The sequence below is a fragment of the [Bacillus] selenitireducens MLS10 genome, from assembly GCF_000093085.1.
GTDB lineage: Bacteria > Bacillota > Bacilli > Bacillales > Salisediminibacteriaceae > Salisediminibacterium > Salisediminibacterium selenitireducens.
The window spans coordinates 3083123-3099204 of record NC_014219.1 but is presented as its reverse complement, the minus strand read 5'-3'; the positions used below and the strand labels follow the sequence as shown (position 1 = coordinate 3099204).

The 16082-nt window shown below is 48.8% G+C and carries 13 protein-coding genes; 9 read left to right on the top strand and 4 right to left on the bottom strand.

What is annotated here, in order from left to right:
- Positions 1–3: 3 nt before the first annotated feature.
- On the top strand, positions 4–1356 hold the full coding sequence (locus BSEL_RS17230) for an acyltransferase family protein (RefSeq protein WP_049773673.1): 1353 nt from the start codon (positions 4–6) through the stop codon (positions 1354–1356).
- A gap of 44 nt (positions 1357–1400) precedes the next feature.
- Here BSEL_RS17230 and BSEL_RS18420 read toward each other — a convergent pair whose 3' ends face one another.
- A complete protein-coding gene (locus BSEL_RS18420) occupies positions 1401–2699 on the bottom strand; it encodes a globin-coupled sensor protein (RefSeq protein ID WP_013173764.1) in 1299 nt (432 codons plus the stop codon).
- Positions 2700–2855: 156 nt separating this feature from the next.
- Positions 2856–5303, bottom strand: a complete 2448-nt coding sequence (locus BSEL_RS14535) for a sensor domain-containing protein (RefSeq protein ID WP_013173763.1) — start codon at positions 5301–5303, stop codon at positions 2856–2858.
- A gap of 168 nt (positions 5304–5471) precedes the next feature.
- Here BSEL_RS14535 and BSEL_RS14530 point away from each other — a divergent pair, with 168 nt between their 5' ends.
- The 8 genes from BSEL_RS14530 (at position 5472) to BSEL_RS14495 (ending at position 14623) form a co-directional block, all read left to right on the top strand.
- Positions 5472–6851, top strand: a complete 1380-nt coding sequence (locus BSEL_RS14530; protein ID WP_013173762.1) for a phospholipase D-like domain-containing protein — start codon at positions 5472–5474, stop codon at positions 6849–6851.
- 48 nt (positions 6852–6899) lie between these two features.
- Complete coding sequence (locus tag BSEL_RS14525) at positions 6900–7511, top strand: fumarylacetoacetate hydrolase family protein (protein WP_013173761.1); 612 nt, start codon at positions 6900–6902, stop codon at positions 7509–7511.
- A 204-nt stretch (positions 7512–7715) separates the two neighbouring features.
- Entirely contained in the window at positions 7716–8510 is a 795-nt protein-coding gene (locus BSEL_RS14520) for a carbon-nitrogen hydrolase family protein (protein WP_013173760.1), read from the top strand.
- Between the two features lie 23 nt (positions 8511–8533).
- Entirely contained in the window at positions 8534–9877 is a 1344-nt protein-coding gene (locus BSEL_RS14515) for a sensor domain-containing diguanylate cyclase (RefSeq protein WP_013173759.1), read from the top strand.
- A gap of 258 nt (positions 9878–10135) precedes the next feature.
- Positions 10136–10369 carry a hypothetical protein gene (locus BSEL_RS14510; RefSeq protein ID WP_013173758.1) on the top strand — a complete coding sequence of 78 codons (234 nt, stop codon included), beginning with the start codon at positions 10136–10138 and terminating at the stop codon, positions 10367–10369.
- A 131-nt stretch (positions 10370–10500) separates the two neighbouring features.
- On the top strand, positions 10501–11727 hold the full coding sequence (locus BSEL_RS14505) for an MFS transporter (RefSeq protein WP_013173757.1): 1227 nt from the start codon (positions 10501–10503) through the stop codon (positions 11725–11727).
- Between the two features lie 302 nt (positions 11728–12029).
- A complete protein-coding gene (locus BSEL_RS14500; protein ID WP_013173756.1) occupies positions 12030–13775 on the top strand; it encodes a 2-oxoacid:acceptor oxidoreductase subunit alpha in 1746 nt (581 codons plus the stop codon).
- A 2-nt stretch (positions 13776–13777) separates the two neighbouring features.
- Positions 13778–14623, top strand: a complete 846-nt coding sequence (locus BSEL_RS14495; protein WP_013173755.1) for a thiamine pyrophosphate-dependent enzyme — start codon at positions 13778–13780, stop codon at positions 14621–14623.
- Positions 14624–14696: 73 nt separating this feature from the next.
- Here BSEL_RS14495 and BSEL_RS14490 read toward each other — a convergent pair whose 3' ends face one another.
- The gene (locus BSEL_RS14490; protein WP_013173754.1) at positions 14697–15176 is read right to left on the bottom strand and encodes a DUF302 domain-containing protein; all 480 of its coding nucleotides are present in this window, start codon (positions 15174–15176) and stop codon (positions 14697–14699) included.
- 78 nt (positions 15177–15254) lie between these two features.
- Positions 15255–15935 carry a Crp/Fnr family transcriptional regulator gene (locus BSEL_RS14485; protein ID WP_013173753.1) on the bottom strand — a complete coding sequence of 227 codons (681 nt, stop codon included), beginning with the start codon at positions 15933–15935 and terminating at the stop codon, positions 15255–15257.
- Positions 15936–16082 lie beyond the last annotated feature (147 nt).

Here is a 16082-nt window from a genome sequence, read left to right as displayed (position 1 = left end):
CTGATGATGATGTTGACGGTCGGCATGCTCTTTCCCGTCGAACGGGCCTTTCCGGGGTTTGCGGCGCTGTTTCCGGTTGCCGGGGCTGCCCTGATCCTGATTGCATCGAATCAGGGAGGCCGGGCCGGTGTCGGTCGCATCGTCGGATCACGACCGCTTGTCTGGTTCGGGCATTATGCGTATGCCTTTTATTTGTGGCACTGGCCGCTTTTGGTGTTCTATCTCGTACGTGTGCGTCCGGAGCATGTCCCGCTGTCTGACGGGGTGCTGCTCATCGCGGCTTCAGCCATCCTGGCTGTTGTGACAACGGAGTGGCTGGAAACGCCGCTTCGGAATCTTGCTCAAAAGAAGCGTCCGCTTGTCCGGACAATGATGGCATCGGTATTTACCCTTCCTCTCGTTGCTGTGCTTTTTTTCTGGCAGCTTGACATGCAGTCCCCTCTTGAAGAGCGCTCAGTCGATAACATGAATGCCGCTCCTGTCGATGAGAATGAACCGGATAACGAGAATCACGAGGAAGAAGAGGAGTCTGCTTTTCCTTATGTGGTTGAGGATCCCCGTTATCCTGGAGCGATGGGGCTGTTTGATGAAGTGCCGGTGCCGGAAGTGCCGGACATTATTCCCCCGGCAGTCGATGCCCGGGAGTCCCTGCCGCCTGTTTATGATGACGGGTGTCATCAGAATCAGACTTCTGAGGAGGTCATTGCATGCACGTACGGCTATGAAGGGGATGATCCTGCTTATACGATTGCCGGCGTTGGCGGTTCTCACTCGGCCCACTGGCTGCCGCCGCTTATGGCCATCAGTGAGGATGAACAGATTCTGATCCGTTCCTATACAAAGAGCAACTGCCGGTTTACGACGGATGATCTCGATGAACTGAGTGAAGGGTGTTTGCCATGGGGAGAAACACTTCTTGACATCCTGATTGAAGACCCACCTGATCTCGTTTTTACGACGTCAACGGCACAGGAGGGCAGAGAGATTCCGGGAGGTTTCCTTGAAAAATGGGCGTCCCTGAATGACCACGGCATTCAGGTGTTTGCCATCCGGGATGTACCGTGGATGGCGTTCGACGTGGCTGCCTGCGTCAGTGAAGAGGAAGACACAAGCAACTGTATCACTCCTGCAGATGAAGTGCTCTATGCGGGTGATCCGTGGGAGGATCTGCAGGATCAGCCGACAAATGTGACATATGCGGATCTGAATCCGTTTGTTTGTCCGGAAGGGGCATGTCTGCCAGTGATTGGAAACATTCTCGTTTACCGGGATTCGAATCACATTACGAAGGAGTATGCCATCTCCATGAGACCACTTCTCGAAGAACGCATCATCCCTCTGTTGGAAGGTGAATGACACGAAAAAACGCCCCCTGATCGGTGATGGCCAGGGGGCGCTGTTTATTTTTTCGTCAGTTTCTCACTGATCTCGGCCATGTCATCGGCTTTTGTTGCGACTTCAGAGGCAGCATCCTTCACGTCAGAGAACAGGCGATGCAGTTCATCGAGTTCTTTTGACGTCAGGTGACTCGTATCGAGAGCCTCATCCATCCTGTTGTTGACTTCCTGAAAGGCGCTCCGCCCTTCGTCAATGAAGGTCGTGCCTTTTGCAATTTTGTCTGCGTTTTTGTTGATGGATTTCGTTGTTTTTTTGGACTGTTTATCGATGCCGCTCGCCGCATTGCCGACTTTCTCGACGGCTTTTTTTGTCTCGTCAGCGAGTTTTCGGACTTCATCGGCTACTACCGCAAATCCGCGCCCGTGTTCGCCGGCTCTTGAGGCTTCAATGGCGGCATTGAGTGCAATGAGGTTTGTCTGATCGGCAATGTCGGCAATGAGTTTCGTGGAATCCACAATCTCATCAGTCGTTGAGGAGAGGGAAGCCATCAGCGTTTGCACATCTTCGGACTGTTTGGCGATCTCATCCATGACAGAAAGGATTTGCTGGAGGACTTTCTGGCCACCGGCCGCTGCTTCTCTTGTATGTGTGATGGTTTCCACATTGCTGTTGGCGATTTCCTTTGTGTCCAACGTCTTTGCAAGGAGATCCCGGGTTACGTGGGTTGTTTTTTGGCTGATTTGGGACAAATCCGTCAGGGCCACCTGGATATCCTTATGGATCTGGAGATTGTCTGCATTAGCCTTAAGCCGCTGATTTTCATTCTCGGATTCATAGGCATCGAGTACGATTTGCTGTTCGAGATTCAGGATTTTGGTGATGGAACTGATCATTTCCGCAGGGGTTTCCTGTCCGTACATCGCCTGCATGCGGATCAGGATGTCCTCTGTCAGCTTCTGAAAAGACCCGATGTACCACTGCGGCTCAAGTCCGATGTGGACATGCATCTTGGCCACACGCTTTCGGTTTTCAATGTAGCGGTCGTCAATTTCACCGGCGAACATTTCGAGAATATGCGGGCGCAGGTGGTCCTTCAGGCGCTCGATGGAGCTGTGGCGGTTAATGATTTCGAGGAGGTGAGGCTGTGAACCGATTTTTTCGTAGAAGGCATCGATGACGTCATATTTGGCACTGATCATCGTCGGTTCAAGCTGCTTGAGGCGACCGAGATCATCTTCAGTGAAGTTGATCAGATCAAAATGATGACGAAAATCCGCCTGATAGGCATCAGAAAGTGCGATTTTCCCCGGTGCAAATGCCGGAATTCTGGCCTGTGTGGTGGCCTGTTTCTTTTTAAACATGGTAAGAGTCCCCCCTGACGTTATATACCTTGAAGTGTATACGTTGGGGTGTATTATAGCATAAAACACCCCAAAAAAGCAGGTTTACACCTGCACTTTTTGGGAGATAAGTAAGAATTTTATTGTGCAGGGGTGATTTCTGAATCACTTCTGCCGTCAGCTGATTGTCTGTTTACGGAGGAGTTCGGGAATCGCGTCACGGATGACGGGTTTACTGAAATGAAACCCCTGGAAAACGTCGCAGCGGTGGTCTTTAAGGAACTGTTGCTGAAGGTCATTTTCGACCCCTTCGGCAACAACGCGGAGATTGAGGTTGTGAGCGAGCATGATAATCGTTTTGACAATATCCTGTTCCTCACTTCCGAGACAGATGTCATCGACAAAAGAGCGGTCGATCTTCAGATGATCGAGCGGGAACTTCTTCAGGTGATTCAGTGAACTGAATCCGGTTCCGAAGTCATCGATGGCAATTCGGACGCCCAGCTGTTTTAGCTGCTTCAGAATCGAGATGGCGGAATCGGCATGCATGGCCATGGATTCGGTGATCTCGAGTTCCAAAAGCTCAGGTGCCATACCGGACTCTTCCAGGATCTTGCCGATCACCTGTGGCAAATCAGGTTGATAAAATTGGCGGATGGAGAGGTTGACGGACATGACCATAGGCGGCAGCCCTTCATCCTGCCAGGCCTTATTCTGATGACACGCTGTGCGCATAACCCATTCCCCGATCGGGACGATCAGACCGGTTTCTTCGGCAAGGGGGATGAAGTCGGCAGGTGAGATCATGCCGAGTTCTTCATTGTCCCAGCGAATGAGCGCTTCGACACCGGAAATACGGTTCGTTTTTGCATCGTATTGGGGTTGATAGTGAAGAAGGAATTCATCGCGTTCAAGGGCTTTATAGAGAAGTGACTCGAGTTTCAGGTTCTTTGTCGAGAGCGTGTTGATTTCTTCATTGAACATCTGGACATTGTTCCGTCCCATTTTTTTTGCGAAATACATCGCGTTGTCTGATTTCTTGATGAGGGTGTTCAAATCTTTGCCGTGATCAGGGTGATGACTGATACCGATACTGACTGTGATAAAGGCATCGAAACCGCTGATATCAAAAGCCATGGAAATCGCGGACGCAATTTTGTTTCCGAGTTGAAGAGATTCTTCCGGCGTTGCATCAAGGTGAATAATGGTGAACTCGTCACCGCCGTAACGGTAAAGCTTTGCATCTTCAGATAGCAGTTCGCTGATTCTTGTCCCGACTTTCGTCAATAGTTCGTTACCGAGATCATACCCGAGATAATCATTGATGAACTTAAACCGGTCGAGATCGATCGTGAAGATGGAAAAAGGCTTCGGTTTGATGGATGACCGGGCGATTAGCGTGTTGAGATCCTGCTGGAATTTATACTGGTTTGGCAGTGTTGTCAATGTATCGTGATACGCAAGGAAACTGATCTTTTCTTCGCTTTGCTTACTTTCGGTGATGTCTTTCGCGATACAGTGGACGCCGGTGACCTCTTTGTTGATGAAGGTGGGAATGAGCGTCAGATGAACGTAACGTTTTTCCCCGCGGGTATTCGTTATGGCGGTTTCATGCTGGTGGGGAGTACCTTCAAGGGTCATTGTCATTTTTTCATGAAACGGCTCGCGTTCTTCTGCGATGATGAAAGATGAAAAGGGTTCTTTGATCAGTTCCGAACGGTCACAGCCGAAAAGCTGTTCGGCGGCGGGGTTGCTGTAATAGAGTTCGCCAGCTGTATTCAGCGTGGTGACTGCATCCACGTTGTATTGAAAAATTGATTTGTAGCGCTGTTCACTTTCGATGAGAAGGTTCTCTGTGATATTCTGCGCGGTTATATCTCTTGCAATGGAAATGACGCCTTCAACCTGGTCCTCAACGAGAATGGGGAGCGAGGTGATGTTTAAGTCAACGGGGCGTCCTGATTTTGTGCGGACTGTGGCTGTAAATGTCACGGTTTGCCCCTTGAGCGCTTTGGAGAACTGGTCGACTGTTTTGTTGATATGGGCAACGTCCAGTATCTCATCGTACGGAAGCTTCATCAGTTCCTGCTTGCTGTATTCCAGAGTGGCAGAACACGCGGGGTTCATGTTGGTGAAGTTTCCAAGCGGGTCGGTTGAAAAAATAAGATCCGGATTATGCAGATACAGGCTCTCGAATTCTTTGCTCGTCCGCTCATGAAGCATCTGGTTTGACGATCGGCCTGAAAGATCACGGACGACGCTCAGAATAAAAGACTTGCCGTGCTCGTCGGTCAGGGTGACGAGAGAACTGTTGATTTCAACAGGGATCTTTGTGCCGTCTTTCGTCCGGTGGACACTTTCAAGAAGAAGAGTGGAGTGATCCTGCAGACGGATCAGCTCTTCGGTGTAGGTTCCATGATAGCCTGGATCGACCAAATCATACGGATTCATGGTCAGGAGGACCTCTTTAGGCCATCCGACATGGGAAGTCGCTGCGTCATTCACGAAAATGAAGGTTAGCGGTTCAAAAGATTTATTTATTTCAGTGATGAACACGGGGTCGGAAATCATGTTCAAAACTGTATTCAATTGGGTTTTAGAAAGTTCGTTATTTGGCTTAAACATGGTTTCAGCTCCTAGAAGACTTCTTGAAAGCAAGTCTATTATACTAGATAATTTTGTTCAGGTATAGTCATGAGTGTTCGATGAACGATTTGGAACATGATCAGCGGATCAAACGTAGAACCCAGTAAGGACAAGACAGAATACATTGATCAGGTGTGGTGAAACAGAATGAAGGGCTATTACAGAAAAAATGTGAAACGTGCGGCGTGGGTGGTTGTGGTGTTTATCATCAGCTTTGGCAGCCTGTTGTTTGATGCGGCGGATCCCCCTTCCGGAGAAGCGGTTTCGCTCTTTGAGGGCACATCTGATGACATATTGATTGAGGCTCGGATTCTTGAAGATGCTCAAGATGCCGCGGATACCCGGCTTTCACTTATTCAGGAAGCAGAATCTGAGATTCAGATTGTCTACCACACGTTTCATGAAGGTGATTATATGGAGTCATTTTTTCGTGAGCTTTTCCGTGCTGCGGATCGGGGTGTTGAGGTGACATTGGTCGTCGACGGGATGCTGCATCAGATGAACGGGAGCATGCGGGGTCTTCCGGCTCTTATCGGCCGTCATGAACGGATGACGCTGCATGTTTATGAACCGCCGGAGGCCTCTTCACCAATGCGGTGGAATAACAGGCTGCATGACAAGTTGATGATTGTTGATGAGCGCTACGTCATGAATGGGGGACGCAACATCGGGGATAAATACATGACGGCAGATGACGCGGTGCCTGTCAGGGACCGGGATGTGCTCGTCAGAGCCACAGGAGATGCAGCGGGTGAGGCGCCGTTTATCAAAGAGGCGTCGGCATATGTGGACACATTGCTGGACGGTGAGCGTACTTTCGCTTATGAAGGAGAGTCGTCCGTCTATGTAAACAGGCAGGCGGAACGGCTGAAGGAGCGGCTGGATAAAGAAAGTGAAGGAGACGGTGTAAAAAGAGGTGATCCTCTTTCGGAATGGATTCCGGTTGAGGAGGTCGCGTTTGTCGCGAACCCCCTTGAGGGGATTCAGCGGGAACCGGTCGTCTGGGCGACGATTGCCGGCCTCCTCAATGAAGCAAGATCCTCGATTGTGGTTCAGACGCCCTACCTGATTCCAAATGAGGCGATGATGGCGAAGATCGATATCCACCATGTCTCAGACAAGGAAGTGAGTGTCGTGACGAACAGCGTGTATTCGTCCCCGAACTATCCGGCCTTCTCTGCTTACCTTTACGATCGTGATACATGGCTTGAAGCGGATGTTGAACTGAATGAGTACAGAGGAACGGGTTCCATCCACGCCAAAAGCGTGCTGATTGATGATGAAGTCTCCGTTATCGGTTCATTTAATGCAGATCCGAGAAGTGCCTATCTGAATACGGAATCGGTGCTCGTGATTAAGGGGGAGGCTTTTGCCGATGAACACCGGCGTCATCTTGAGAGCCTGAAAGATGAGAGTCTCATGGCACCAGAGGGGGATGACTGGCTTGATGCAGAGACGCCGGTTATGAAAAAACGGATCATGGAGCGACTCTCTCCCTGGTCAAACCGATTTAAACACCTGCTGTAGACTATTTTCTGATAAAATACAGGTATATTCCGAAGAATGGATGTGATCATGATGAATATTTTTTGTGCCGGCAAGAACTATGCCCTGCATGCAAAAGAGATGAACAGTGCGGTCCCTGATGAACCGATGATCTTTAGCAAAGCGACACACGCCCTTGCGATTGCGGACGGAAGCATTTTGAATATGCCGTGGGAAAAAGGCAGCGTCCATTACGAAGTGGAGCTTGTGTTCGAACTCAGACAGCCTTATGAGAAAGGCATGAAGCCTGAGGATTGTATCGGGTATATGGGAGTTGGTATTGATTTTACCCTGCGGGACGTTCAGACGGAAGCGAGAAAAAAGGGAGATCCTTGGCTGAAATCCAAGAGTTTCCCCGGCTCGGCCCTGTTGACGCAGCTCTTTTCGTTCGATAGCGTGGACGATGTGAACAACCGGACTTTTTCCCTTGAGATCAACGGTGAACGGGTGCAACACGGCAGTCCTTCGGACATGATCTTTCATTTGAGTGAACTGCTTCCATACCTCTCTGAACATTTCGGAACGGGGAAGGGAGATCTGATATTTACCGGAACACCTGAAGGGATCGGGGCGGTCCGTAAAGGCGATGAGCTGTCACTGATCTATGACGGGGAAGTAAAAGGAACTGCGGTGATTGGTTGAATGATAAACACAGTATGGCCGGGCTCTCGGGTCCGGTTTTTCTGTGGGAGTGAGAAGACATTATTTTTGCTGAATAACCGGCCGGAGGCTGCATTTTGTGCTATTATAAGTGCAATCAGATGCTTGCCGGTAAGGAGATGCCGTGAACGGTGGCAGGCGTAAGAGAACGATGTTTAAAGATTGTGCGGTGATGAGATGATACGAGTGGCAGGATTTCAATGCAAAATACCGGAACAGATGGACAAAGACGGACAAATCAGGCATGTGGACAGACTCTGCAGCAAACTGCGGAACGAACTGAAGGGTCAGGATGGGGATCTGGTTGTGCTTCCTGAGCTGTCGGCCATGACTTACAGCAGGGACTGTTTTGACAAGCTTCACGAATTTGCTGAAGATGAATCAGGCCCCATTTTCAGCAAGTTCAGCGAACTCGCAAGAGAACTCGGCATGTGGATCGTGTATGGACATGCGTCCATACAGGAGTCGGGCTATGCGATCTCCCAGTATGTAATCAGATCCGACGGCGATCTCGAAGGGCGGTATGATAAAATTCATATCGCGCAGTTCGATTCGTCTTTTGAGCGGGAGTATTTTGAAGAAGGACGTGAACCGTTATCCTTTCAGGTGAAAGATATCAAGATCGGGCTGATGATCTGTTATGACATTCGTTTCCCGCAGTTCGCCGAGCGGTACAATTACGACCATGAAGTGGACCTGATCTTGCATCCTGTGGCTTTTTACCGGGATGAGACCTTTCCGAGTTGGCATCATTTTGTCATTACCAGGGCTCTCGAAAATCAGCTTTACCTGCTGAGCCTGAATCAGGCAGGTGACGGGTTTGGCGAATCCCTATTCAGTTACCCGTGGCTTGATTCGAAAAGCCAGGCGATCTATATGAATAATGACGAACAGATCCGGATCTACGACGTCCATAAAGAAACCGTCGCGTATTACCGGAATCATTATCCTATTCGGGAGGACAACCGCTTTCGGAAATGACAAGTGCAGGAGGAGGGGGAACAGTGGAGCTGATACTCGGAAGAACGAAAATGATCAGCCTGGTGCTCGTAATGATTATTCTGGTGATCACCTTCATCAGTTTCTATTTCCCGATGAAAAGTGAACTCGAACAGAGTTACATCAGCAATTTTGACAACAGTGCAGAGACAACTTACACGGCTGTGGAAGCATTTATCAACCGGAGTATCGAGACGACCGAAGGCATTACGAGCCGAACGGCGATCCGTGAGGCGATGTATGACTATCATTCAGGCATTCATTCATTCGCTGAGGTGCAGTCGTTCGTGGAACCCCGCTACCTGGAAGGTCTGTCACATGTAAGCAGAATGGTGGAGGCGCAGCGCGTCATGGATCAGCAGGTCCTTGCCGGCTCCAATCAGGATCGGTCGGACCCGTTCAGCTTCAGGGAGTCCGGTACGTTGGAGATCTCGTTTTTATTCAACCTGGATCCGGTATTGCTTCAGATCGTATCGCCGATTATCGAGCAGCAACAAACAGTGGGGTATGATGTCATCCGGTTTAATCTCGGTCAGTATGTGGCGTCCATTGCAAACTCGGATCTGTCCATTGAGATGCTGACGCCGGAGATGACGCACAGCCTTCAAAGCATGCTGACTCCTCACGAGACGACAGCCGGTATTTACCTGTCGGATGAGACGATTTACCGCTTCTACGATCTTCCGGAGTCATCCTATTCCATGTATGTGGCCAAGCCCAAATCCGTGCTGTTCGAGACCGTCGACCGTGTGATCCGGATCAGCTTTATTGCGTTCTTTCTCGGCATATCGGCTCTGTTTATCGTGTTGAACTATCTCATCTCGAGAAATGCGAAACAGATGGTGGATCAGGCGGAAACGAGCAGAGATCAGTACAGGGAAAAGGCGTATACGGATGAATTGACCGGTGCGGGTTCAAGAACGTACCTTAATCGCTGGATCGATAAGGAAATCAAGGCAATGGCGTCCGGTCAGGATCATTACTACTCGTTTGTCATGGTGGATGCAAATAAATTTAAGGACATTAATGACGAATACGGGCATATTGTCGGTGACCGTGTGTTGAAAGAAATGGCCGAAGCAATGATGGAGGCCGTGAGGGATGATGATCTCGTTATCCGGTACGGGGGCGATGAATTCCTTGTGATTCTCCGGAATACAAGGAAGATTCACGCGGGTATGATCATGGAGCGGATCAAGGAAAAGCTTAAGAATACCAGCATCGTCTCAGACCCTGTCAGCTTTACGTACGGGATTTCGGAAGTCCGGAAGAAAGAGGAATTAAAGCATGCCATTCGGGATGCGGACGAAATGATGTATGAAATGAAGAAGAAAGAGGAAGATTCGTAAATCAGGACCGTTTCGGTACGGCGTACAGGAAACCGGACTGTTCTCGCAGCAAAAAGAGTGTGCTTCCTTGGACCGATTTGTGTGAAATAACTGCGAATTATCGGTGAATCCCCTCAAAAACTCCTATTTAATATCATTAATGGAATTAAAAGCCGGTACAAGACGTGTTTAATTTGTTATAATATAGGTGAGAATTGTTTAATACTGTTGAGATAGGGTAAACTATATGCAAATAATGAATCAGAGGGGGCTGCTTCTATGCTAAATGAAGCGTATTTGGTACCTGGTTCGGTCGGGATTTCTGTATTTATGGCCGCATTTCTTGTCGGTCACGCAATCGGTTTTATCAATCCCTTCATGGCAGCACTGTTCATGGGATTCATCGCTTTTGAAATTGTCTTCTTTTCAAGAAAGAGAATTGGACGGAAGCCTAAACTCCGGGTGGTGTCGGCGCCGAAACAGAAGCCGCAGAACGTTTCTAAAGGTTCCTGAAACAGGCACTCTGCTCATTTTTGAGGAGAGTGCTTTTTTGTGCTTGATTCCTTCGTGTGACGAAATATATAATAAGAGACTGAAGCATCAATCGTACGCATATCGTCGAAGCACAGAAAGGAATCAGAAGCATGATAGCTCAGACAAACTGGAAACGTAATCTGTATATACTGATGGGCAGCCAATTTCTCGTCATGTCTGCGATGACAATGATCATCCCCTTTTTGCCGCTGTATCTGCAGGAACTTGGGGTTACAGACCCTGATGCAGTCAGTGTCTGGTCGGGGCTGATTTTTGCAGCGAATTTTGTGACGGCGTTTATTTTTGCCCCGATCTGGGGAAGGCTGGCGGATAAATACGGCAGAAAATCGATGATTCTCCGTTCCGGTTTCGGGATGGCCGTCGTCTTGACGTTGACGGGCTTTGCCACAGGGCCGTGGACGCTTTTGCTCTTAAGGCTGATGAATGGGATGATATCGGGGTTTATTCCTGCCGCTATTGGGCTGATGTCGATGAGCACCCCGAAAAAGCAGATGGGCTATTCCCTTGGCATGCTTCAGGCAGGGGCCGTAGCAGGGAGTATTTCCGGACCGCTATTCGGCGGGGTGATGGCCGATATTATGGGTTTCAGAATGATTTTCTATATCACCGGCGCCAGTATTCTGGTTGCGGCGTTTGTTGTTCTGTTTTTCGTTAAAGAGCAATTTGAACCTGTGGAACAAAAAGAGAAGACAAGCACGATCGATGATTTCAGGACCATCACAGCAATTAAGCCGATTATGGCTCTTTATATGGTCTTTTTTATCGTGCAGGCCGCACTGATTGGCATCAACCCCCTGCTGTCGATTTTTGTGCAGGAGCTGAGACCGGGCGGGAATGTGGCCTTTTTTGCAGGCCTTGCGATGTCGGTGATGGGTTTTGCCAACATGGGGGCGAGTCCGATACTCGGACGGTTCAGTGACAGGAAGGGGCATCAGTATGTCCTGTTGTTCTCGCTGTTGTTCGTTGCCCTTGTCAGCTTTCCACAGGCGTTTGTCACAAGCTATTGGCAGCTGCTCGTTCTCCGGTTTCTCCTGGGACTCGGTCTCGGCGGCCTTTTGCCCATGATCAATTCTCTTCTTCGTAATCATGCACCCGTGGGGATGGAGTCGAGGACGTACGGCTTCTCAAACAGCTTTATGTACCTTGGCTCGATGATTGGTCCTGCCCTTGGCGGCTTGATATCAGGCGTCTTTGGGATCCGGAGTCTGTTTCTCTTCTCAGGGGTGCTATTGATGCTGAACGTGTGGATCGTCTATTCGAAAGTCATTCCCCGTCTCGAAGCCCGCAGGCAAAGTGCCGTAGGGGTCTCGAAATAAACAAGAGCCACGTCATCCGGAAACAGCCAACCGGTTCGGGCTTAATAAAGACCGGGCGCTTGTTCCAAGTGACAAGAGTCGTCGTGTAAGCGTTTCATAAATCTGTATTATTCGTTAAAAGATATCTGTATTGTAACAAAAGGGCCGTGAGAGAGGGTTCTTTTGCTATTTTGATTGCTGTTTCACAAAACAAGAGATATAAATTAAACAGTCTCAGGATTTCGCATTACCATAATGAATATGGTAGAATTAAAGGAGTAAGAATTTTTTTATTATTCTTTAAAAGGAGGTACGACAAACAGATGAGAAAATCAATTGAATGGATGGTCGGCGGCCAGCAGGGGGAAGGGATTGATTCCACCGGTGAGCTGTTTGCCAGAACACTTGTCAAGCACGGGTATTCCGTATCGACGTACAAACAGTTCATGTCGAGAATTAAAGGCGGTCATTCCAACTTCAAACTGAAAGCGACCAAAGAACGGAACTACTATGCAGGTGACGATGTCGAGATACTGCTTTGTTTGGATAAAGAATCTCTTGAAAAGAATGAGGATAAGCTCGTCGAGAACGCGATTGTCATTATGGAGGGGAAAGAAACGGCGGTTGAGAGACCGGAAGGGAAGAACTACAACATTCTCTATGTACCGTTAAAGAAGATCGCAACGGATCTCGGGAATCCGCTCTATAAGAACATGATCGCGATTGGGATCAGTTCAGCTCTCCTTGATTTGCCTCAGGACATCCTCGGTGACATCATTGGAGACATCTTCTCAAGAAAAGGCGACGACGTCGTGAAGGCGAATATCGAAGCCGTAGAGAAAGGATATGCGATTACGAAAGAATATTTGCCTGAACACGTTGCAGTTCTCGAAGGAACGGGCAATGAGGATCTTCTCTTTATTTCAGGAAATGAAGCGACCGGTTTCGGAAGCCTGATGGCAGGGTGCCGTTACCTTAGTGCATATCCGATTACACCGGCGAGTGAAGTGATGGAGTGGCTCGCAAAAGAGCTCCCTGCAGTCGGAGGAACCGTTATGCAGGTTGAGGACGAAATTGCGGGTATTGCCTTTGCCATTGGTGCCAACTACAGTGGTGTGCGCGCCATGACCAGTACATCAGGACCAGGCCTCAGCTTAAAAACAGAAGCACTGGGTATGGCGGGTATGGCCGAAGTGCCGATTGTCATCGTGAACTCACAGCGTGGCGGCCCTTCAACAGGACTGCCGACAAAGCATGAACAAAGTGATTTGCAGCATATGATCTATGCGACACACGGTGAAATTCCACGAATTGTGCTCTACCCATCAACGATTGAAGATGCGTTCTATCTTGCTGCTGAATCGTTCAACCTTGCTGAAATCTATCAATGTCCGGTCATCGTGGCTCTTGACCTTGGTCTGTCCATGAATAAAATGACGATTCCGTCGTTTGACTCGAAGCGTGTCGGCATTGACCGAGGCAAGCTGCTCACAGAAGAGCAGGTCGGGGAATACGATGAAGCATTCTTCAAGCGTTACCGCGTGACGGAAGACGGCATTTCACCCCGACCAAAGCCGGGTATGAAGAATGGTATTCATCTGACGAGCTCCAATGAACACGGTGAAGACGGCTATATCAATGAAGATACCGATGTTCGGATCAAGATGATGAAAAAGCGTCTTGAAAAGGTCAAAGGAGCGATGATTCAGGAGCCGTATAAGCTGCAGAGCACAGGAGACATCGATCCGAAATCCACGGATGTCCTGCTTCTCGGAATGGGATCCACTTACGGCGCCATTGAAGAAGCGATGACAGAACTGAACAATGAGGGTACTCAGACTTACGCGCATCTGCATCTTCAGCAGCTCTATCCACTGCCGATTGATGAGCTGAAGGATCTGTTTGCAAACAAGAAAATCATTACGATTGAGAATAACTATACAGGTCAGCTGAGACTGCTTCTGCAGCAGTATCTGCCTGTCCACGATCAGATAGAATCCATCGTGCAGTATGATGGGGATCCGTTTATGGTCCGTTCGATTCTGAATCAAATGAAGGAGGTCGTATAACGATGGCAACAATGAAGGATTTGCGAGGAGATGTATCGACCTGGTGTCCGGGTTGCGGTCACTTCAGTGTTATGGCCGGCATCCAGAAGGCAATCGTTGAGCTCGGATACGAGCCTCATGAATTTGCGATTATATCCGGGATCGGCTGTTCCGGTAAAGTATCGGAATATATCCGCAGTAACGGTTTTCACACCATTCACGGGCGCTCTTTGCCGGTAGCTCAGGGTGTGAAAATGGGGAACCCGGATCTGAAGGTCATTGCCTCCGGTGGTGACGGTGACGGGTACGGGATCGGACTCGGTCACTTTGTCCATGCATCAAGACGGAATATTGACATGTCCTATATCGTAATGGATAACAATATCTACGGCCTCACAAAAGGCCAGACGTCACCGAGAAGTATGCACGGTTTTGAGACGAAGAGTGCCGCAGCCAGTAACAAAGAATACCCTGTTGATCCGATCACGACATCGATTGTAAACGGTGCAACATTTGTCGCCCAGGGCTATTCCGGGAACATCAAAGAGCTCAGCACGATTTTAAAGCGTGCCATTGAGCACCGCGGTTTTTCTCACGTGAACATCTACAGCCCTTGTGTCACGTTCAATAAAATCAACACGTACGATTACTACAAAGAGAACCTGGTTTCCATTGAAGCCCCGTTTGAAACCCGTGACGAAGCCATCTCGGCGATCCGGGAGAATAACGGACTCGTCACAGGGATCCTCTATGAAGAGTCCCGTGACGATTTCCAGACGAAGCTCGGAACCAAGTTTGACATGCAGTCCCTTGAGTCCGGCCCGATGGACGAAGAGCTTCTGAAGAAAGTCCAGAAGAAATTCGAATAGATCTTGTCTGATCATAACAAAACGGATCATATGCCTTATGGCATATGATCCGTTTTTCGTTTGGTCAATTAAATCAGTCGATCAGGTGATCGAGGATCGCTTCGGTTTCTGCGGCTGCCTGCTGCATTACTTCATCAATGACGCCGCCAAACGGCTTTGCCATTAACGAGGAGTTCATACGTGAGATATAGGTATTCCCGTCACTTTTTTCATAAAATGAAATCCGGCATGGCATAAGCGGGGATACGAACCGCTCGTCATCAAGCTTCAGGATTTCCGCTGAATACTTGGAAGAACACAGTTCGTAAATTTTGATGTCGATCACATCATGACCATGACCGTCGAGAATTTCTTTCATGTCATGCATGCCTGCGACGCTCCAGCCGGCTTCGGCAACCTGCTGTTCAAAGACTTCGATCGTCTCATCAAAATCATATTTACTCTGATCCTCGTGCATCATCATTCCCGGACCAGCCTGAAATGCCACTAACAAAAACAATCCTGCAGACAATACGGCACCGATTACGATGCCAATGATTAAATTCTTCTTCATTCGATGTAACCCCCTTGTGTGTTGGTGTTGCTTATAAACTGATTATACAAGGGCAAAGGCGAAACTTCTGTGACTAAGTCACGAACCTGAAAGCCGGCGCAGTTTTTCGTAATCATGAATGCGGATTTTGCCTCTCCCGCCTGTCAGAATGGATGCAAAAAGAGGCTTTTTCAGAGCTCTGGAGACGACTTCCCTTGAACTGCCGATCTCGACTGCGAGCTGTTCGTGGGTGAAATAGACCGTCGGAGGGAACCCTGTTTCTGACGCACGCTGATAAACGGCAGTCGCAATCCGCTGATGAAGGGAATCGAACGTGATCCGGCTGAAGGCATCCATCACATCCTGAAAGCGGCTGAACGTATTGCCAAAGAGAAACTGCATAAACGAAAAATCCTGAAACAGATGGGTCTGCAAAAAGCGGTGCGGAACAGAGAGGGCCCTGACGGCGGTCTCTGTCTCGGCAACGGCATTAAATGGCTGGCCATGCAGCATACAGGATGCAGTGATGAGGCAGGTCTCGCCTCGCGTCATCCGGTACAGGGTAACCTCCCGGCCGTCAGGTGACAGTTTATACACACGGATCGTCCCTTCGAGAATGAAAAACAGGTTGCGGCAAACATGCCCTTCTTCAAGCAGAATGATGCCCGGTTCGTACGATACGGTTGTCAGTTCCTGCTTCGAAGCCGTTTGCGCTTCTTGAGACAGGCCGGTGAAAAAAGGGAATTGTTCTGTAGCCTTGCTGTATTCTGAATCCTTCATGATGATCACCTCTGTTATCAGTATATGAAAAAGATGTGAAAAAACGCAGTGGAACTCGAAAGAAAAAAACGATTTTATCATGAGTTTGTTCACTACACCTCATCCGTTTGTAAATATGCAAACGATATGATATATTGTTTATAAAAA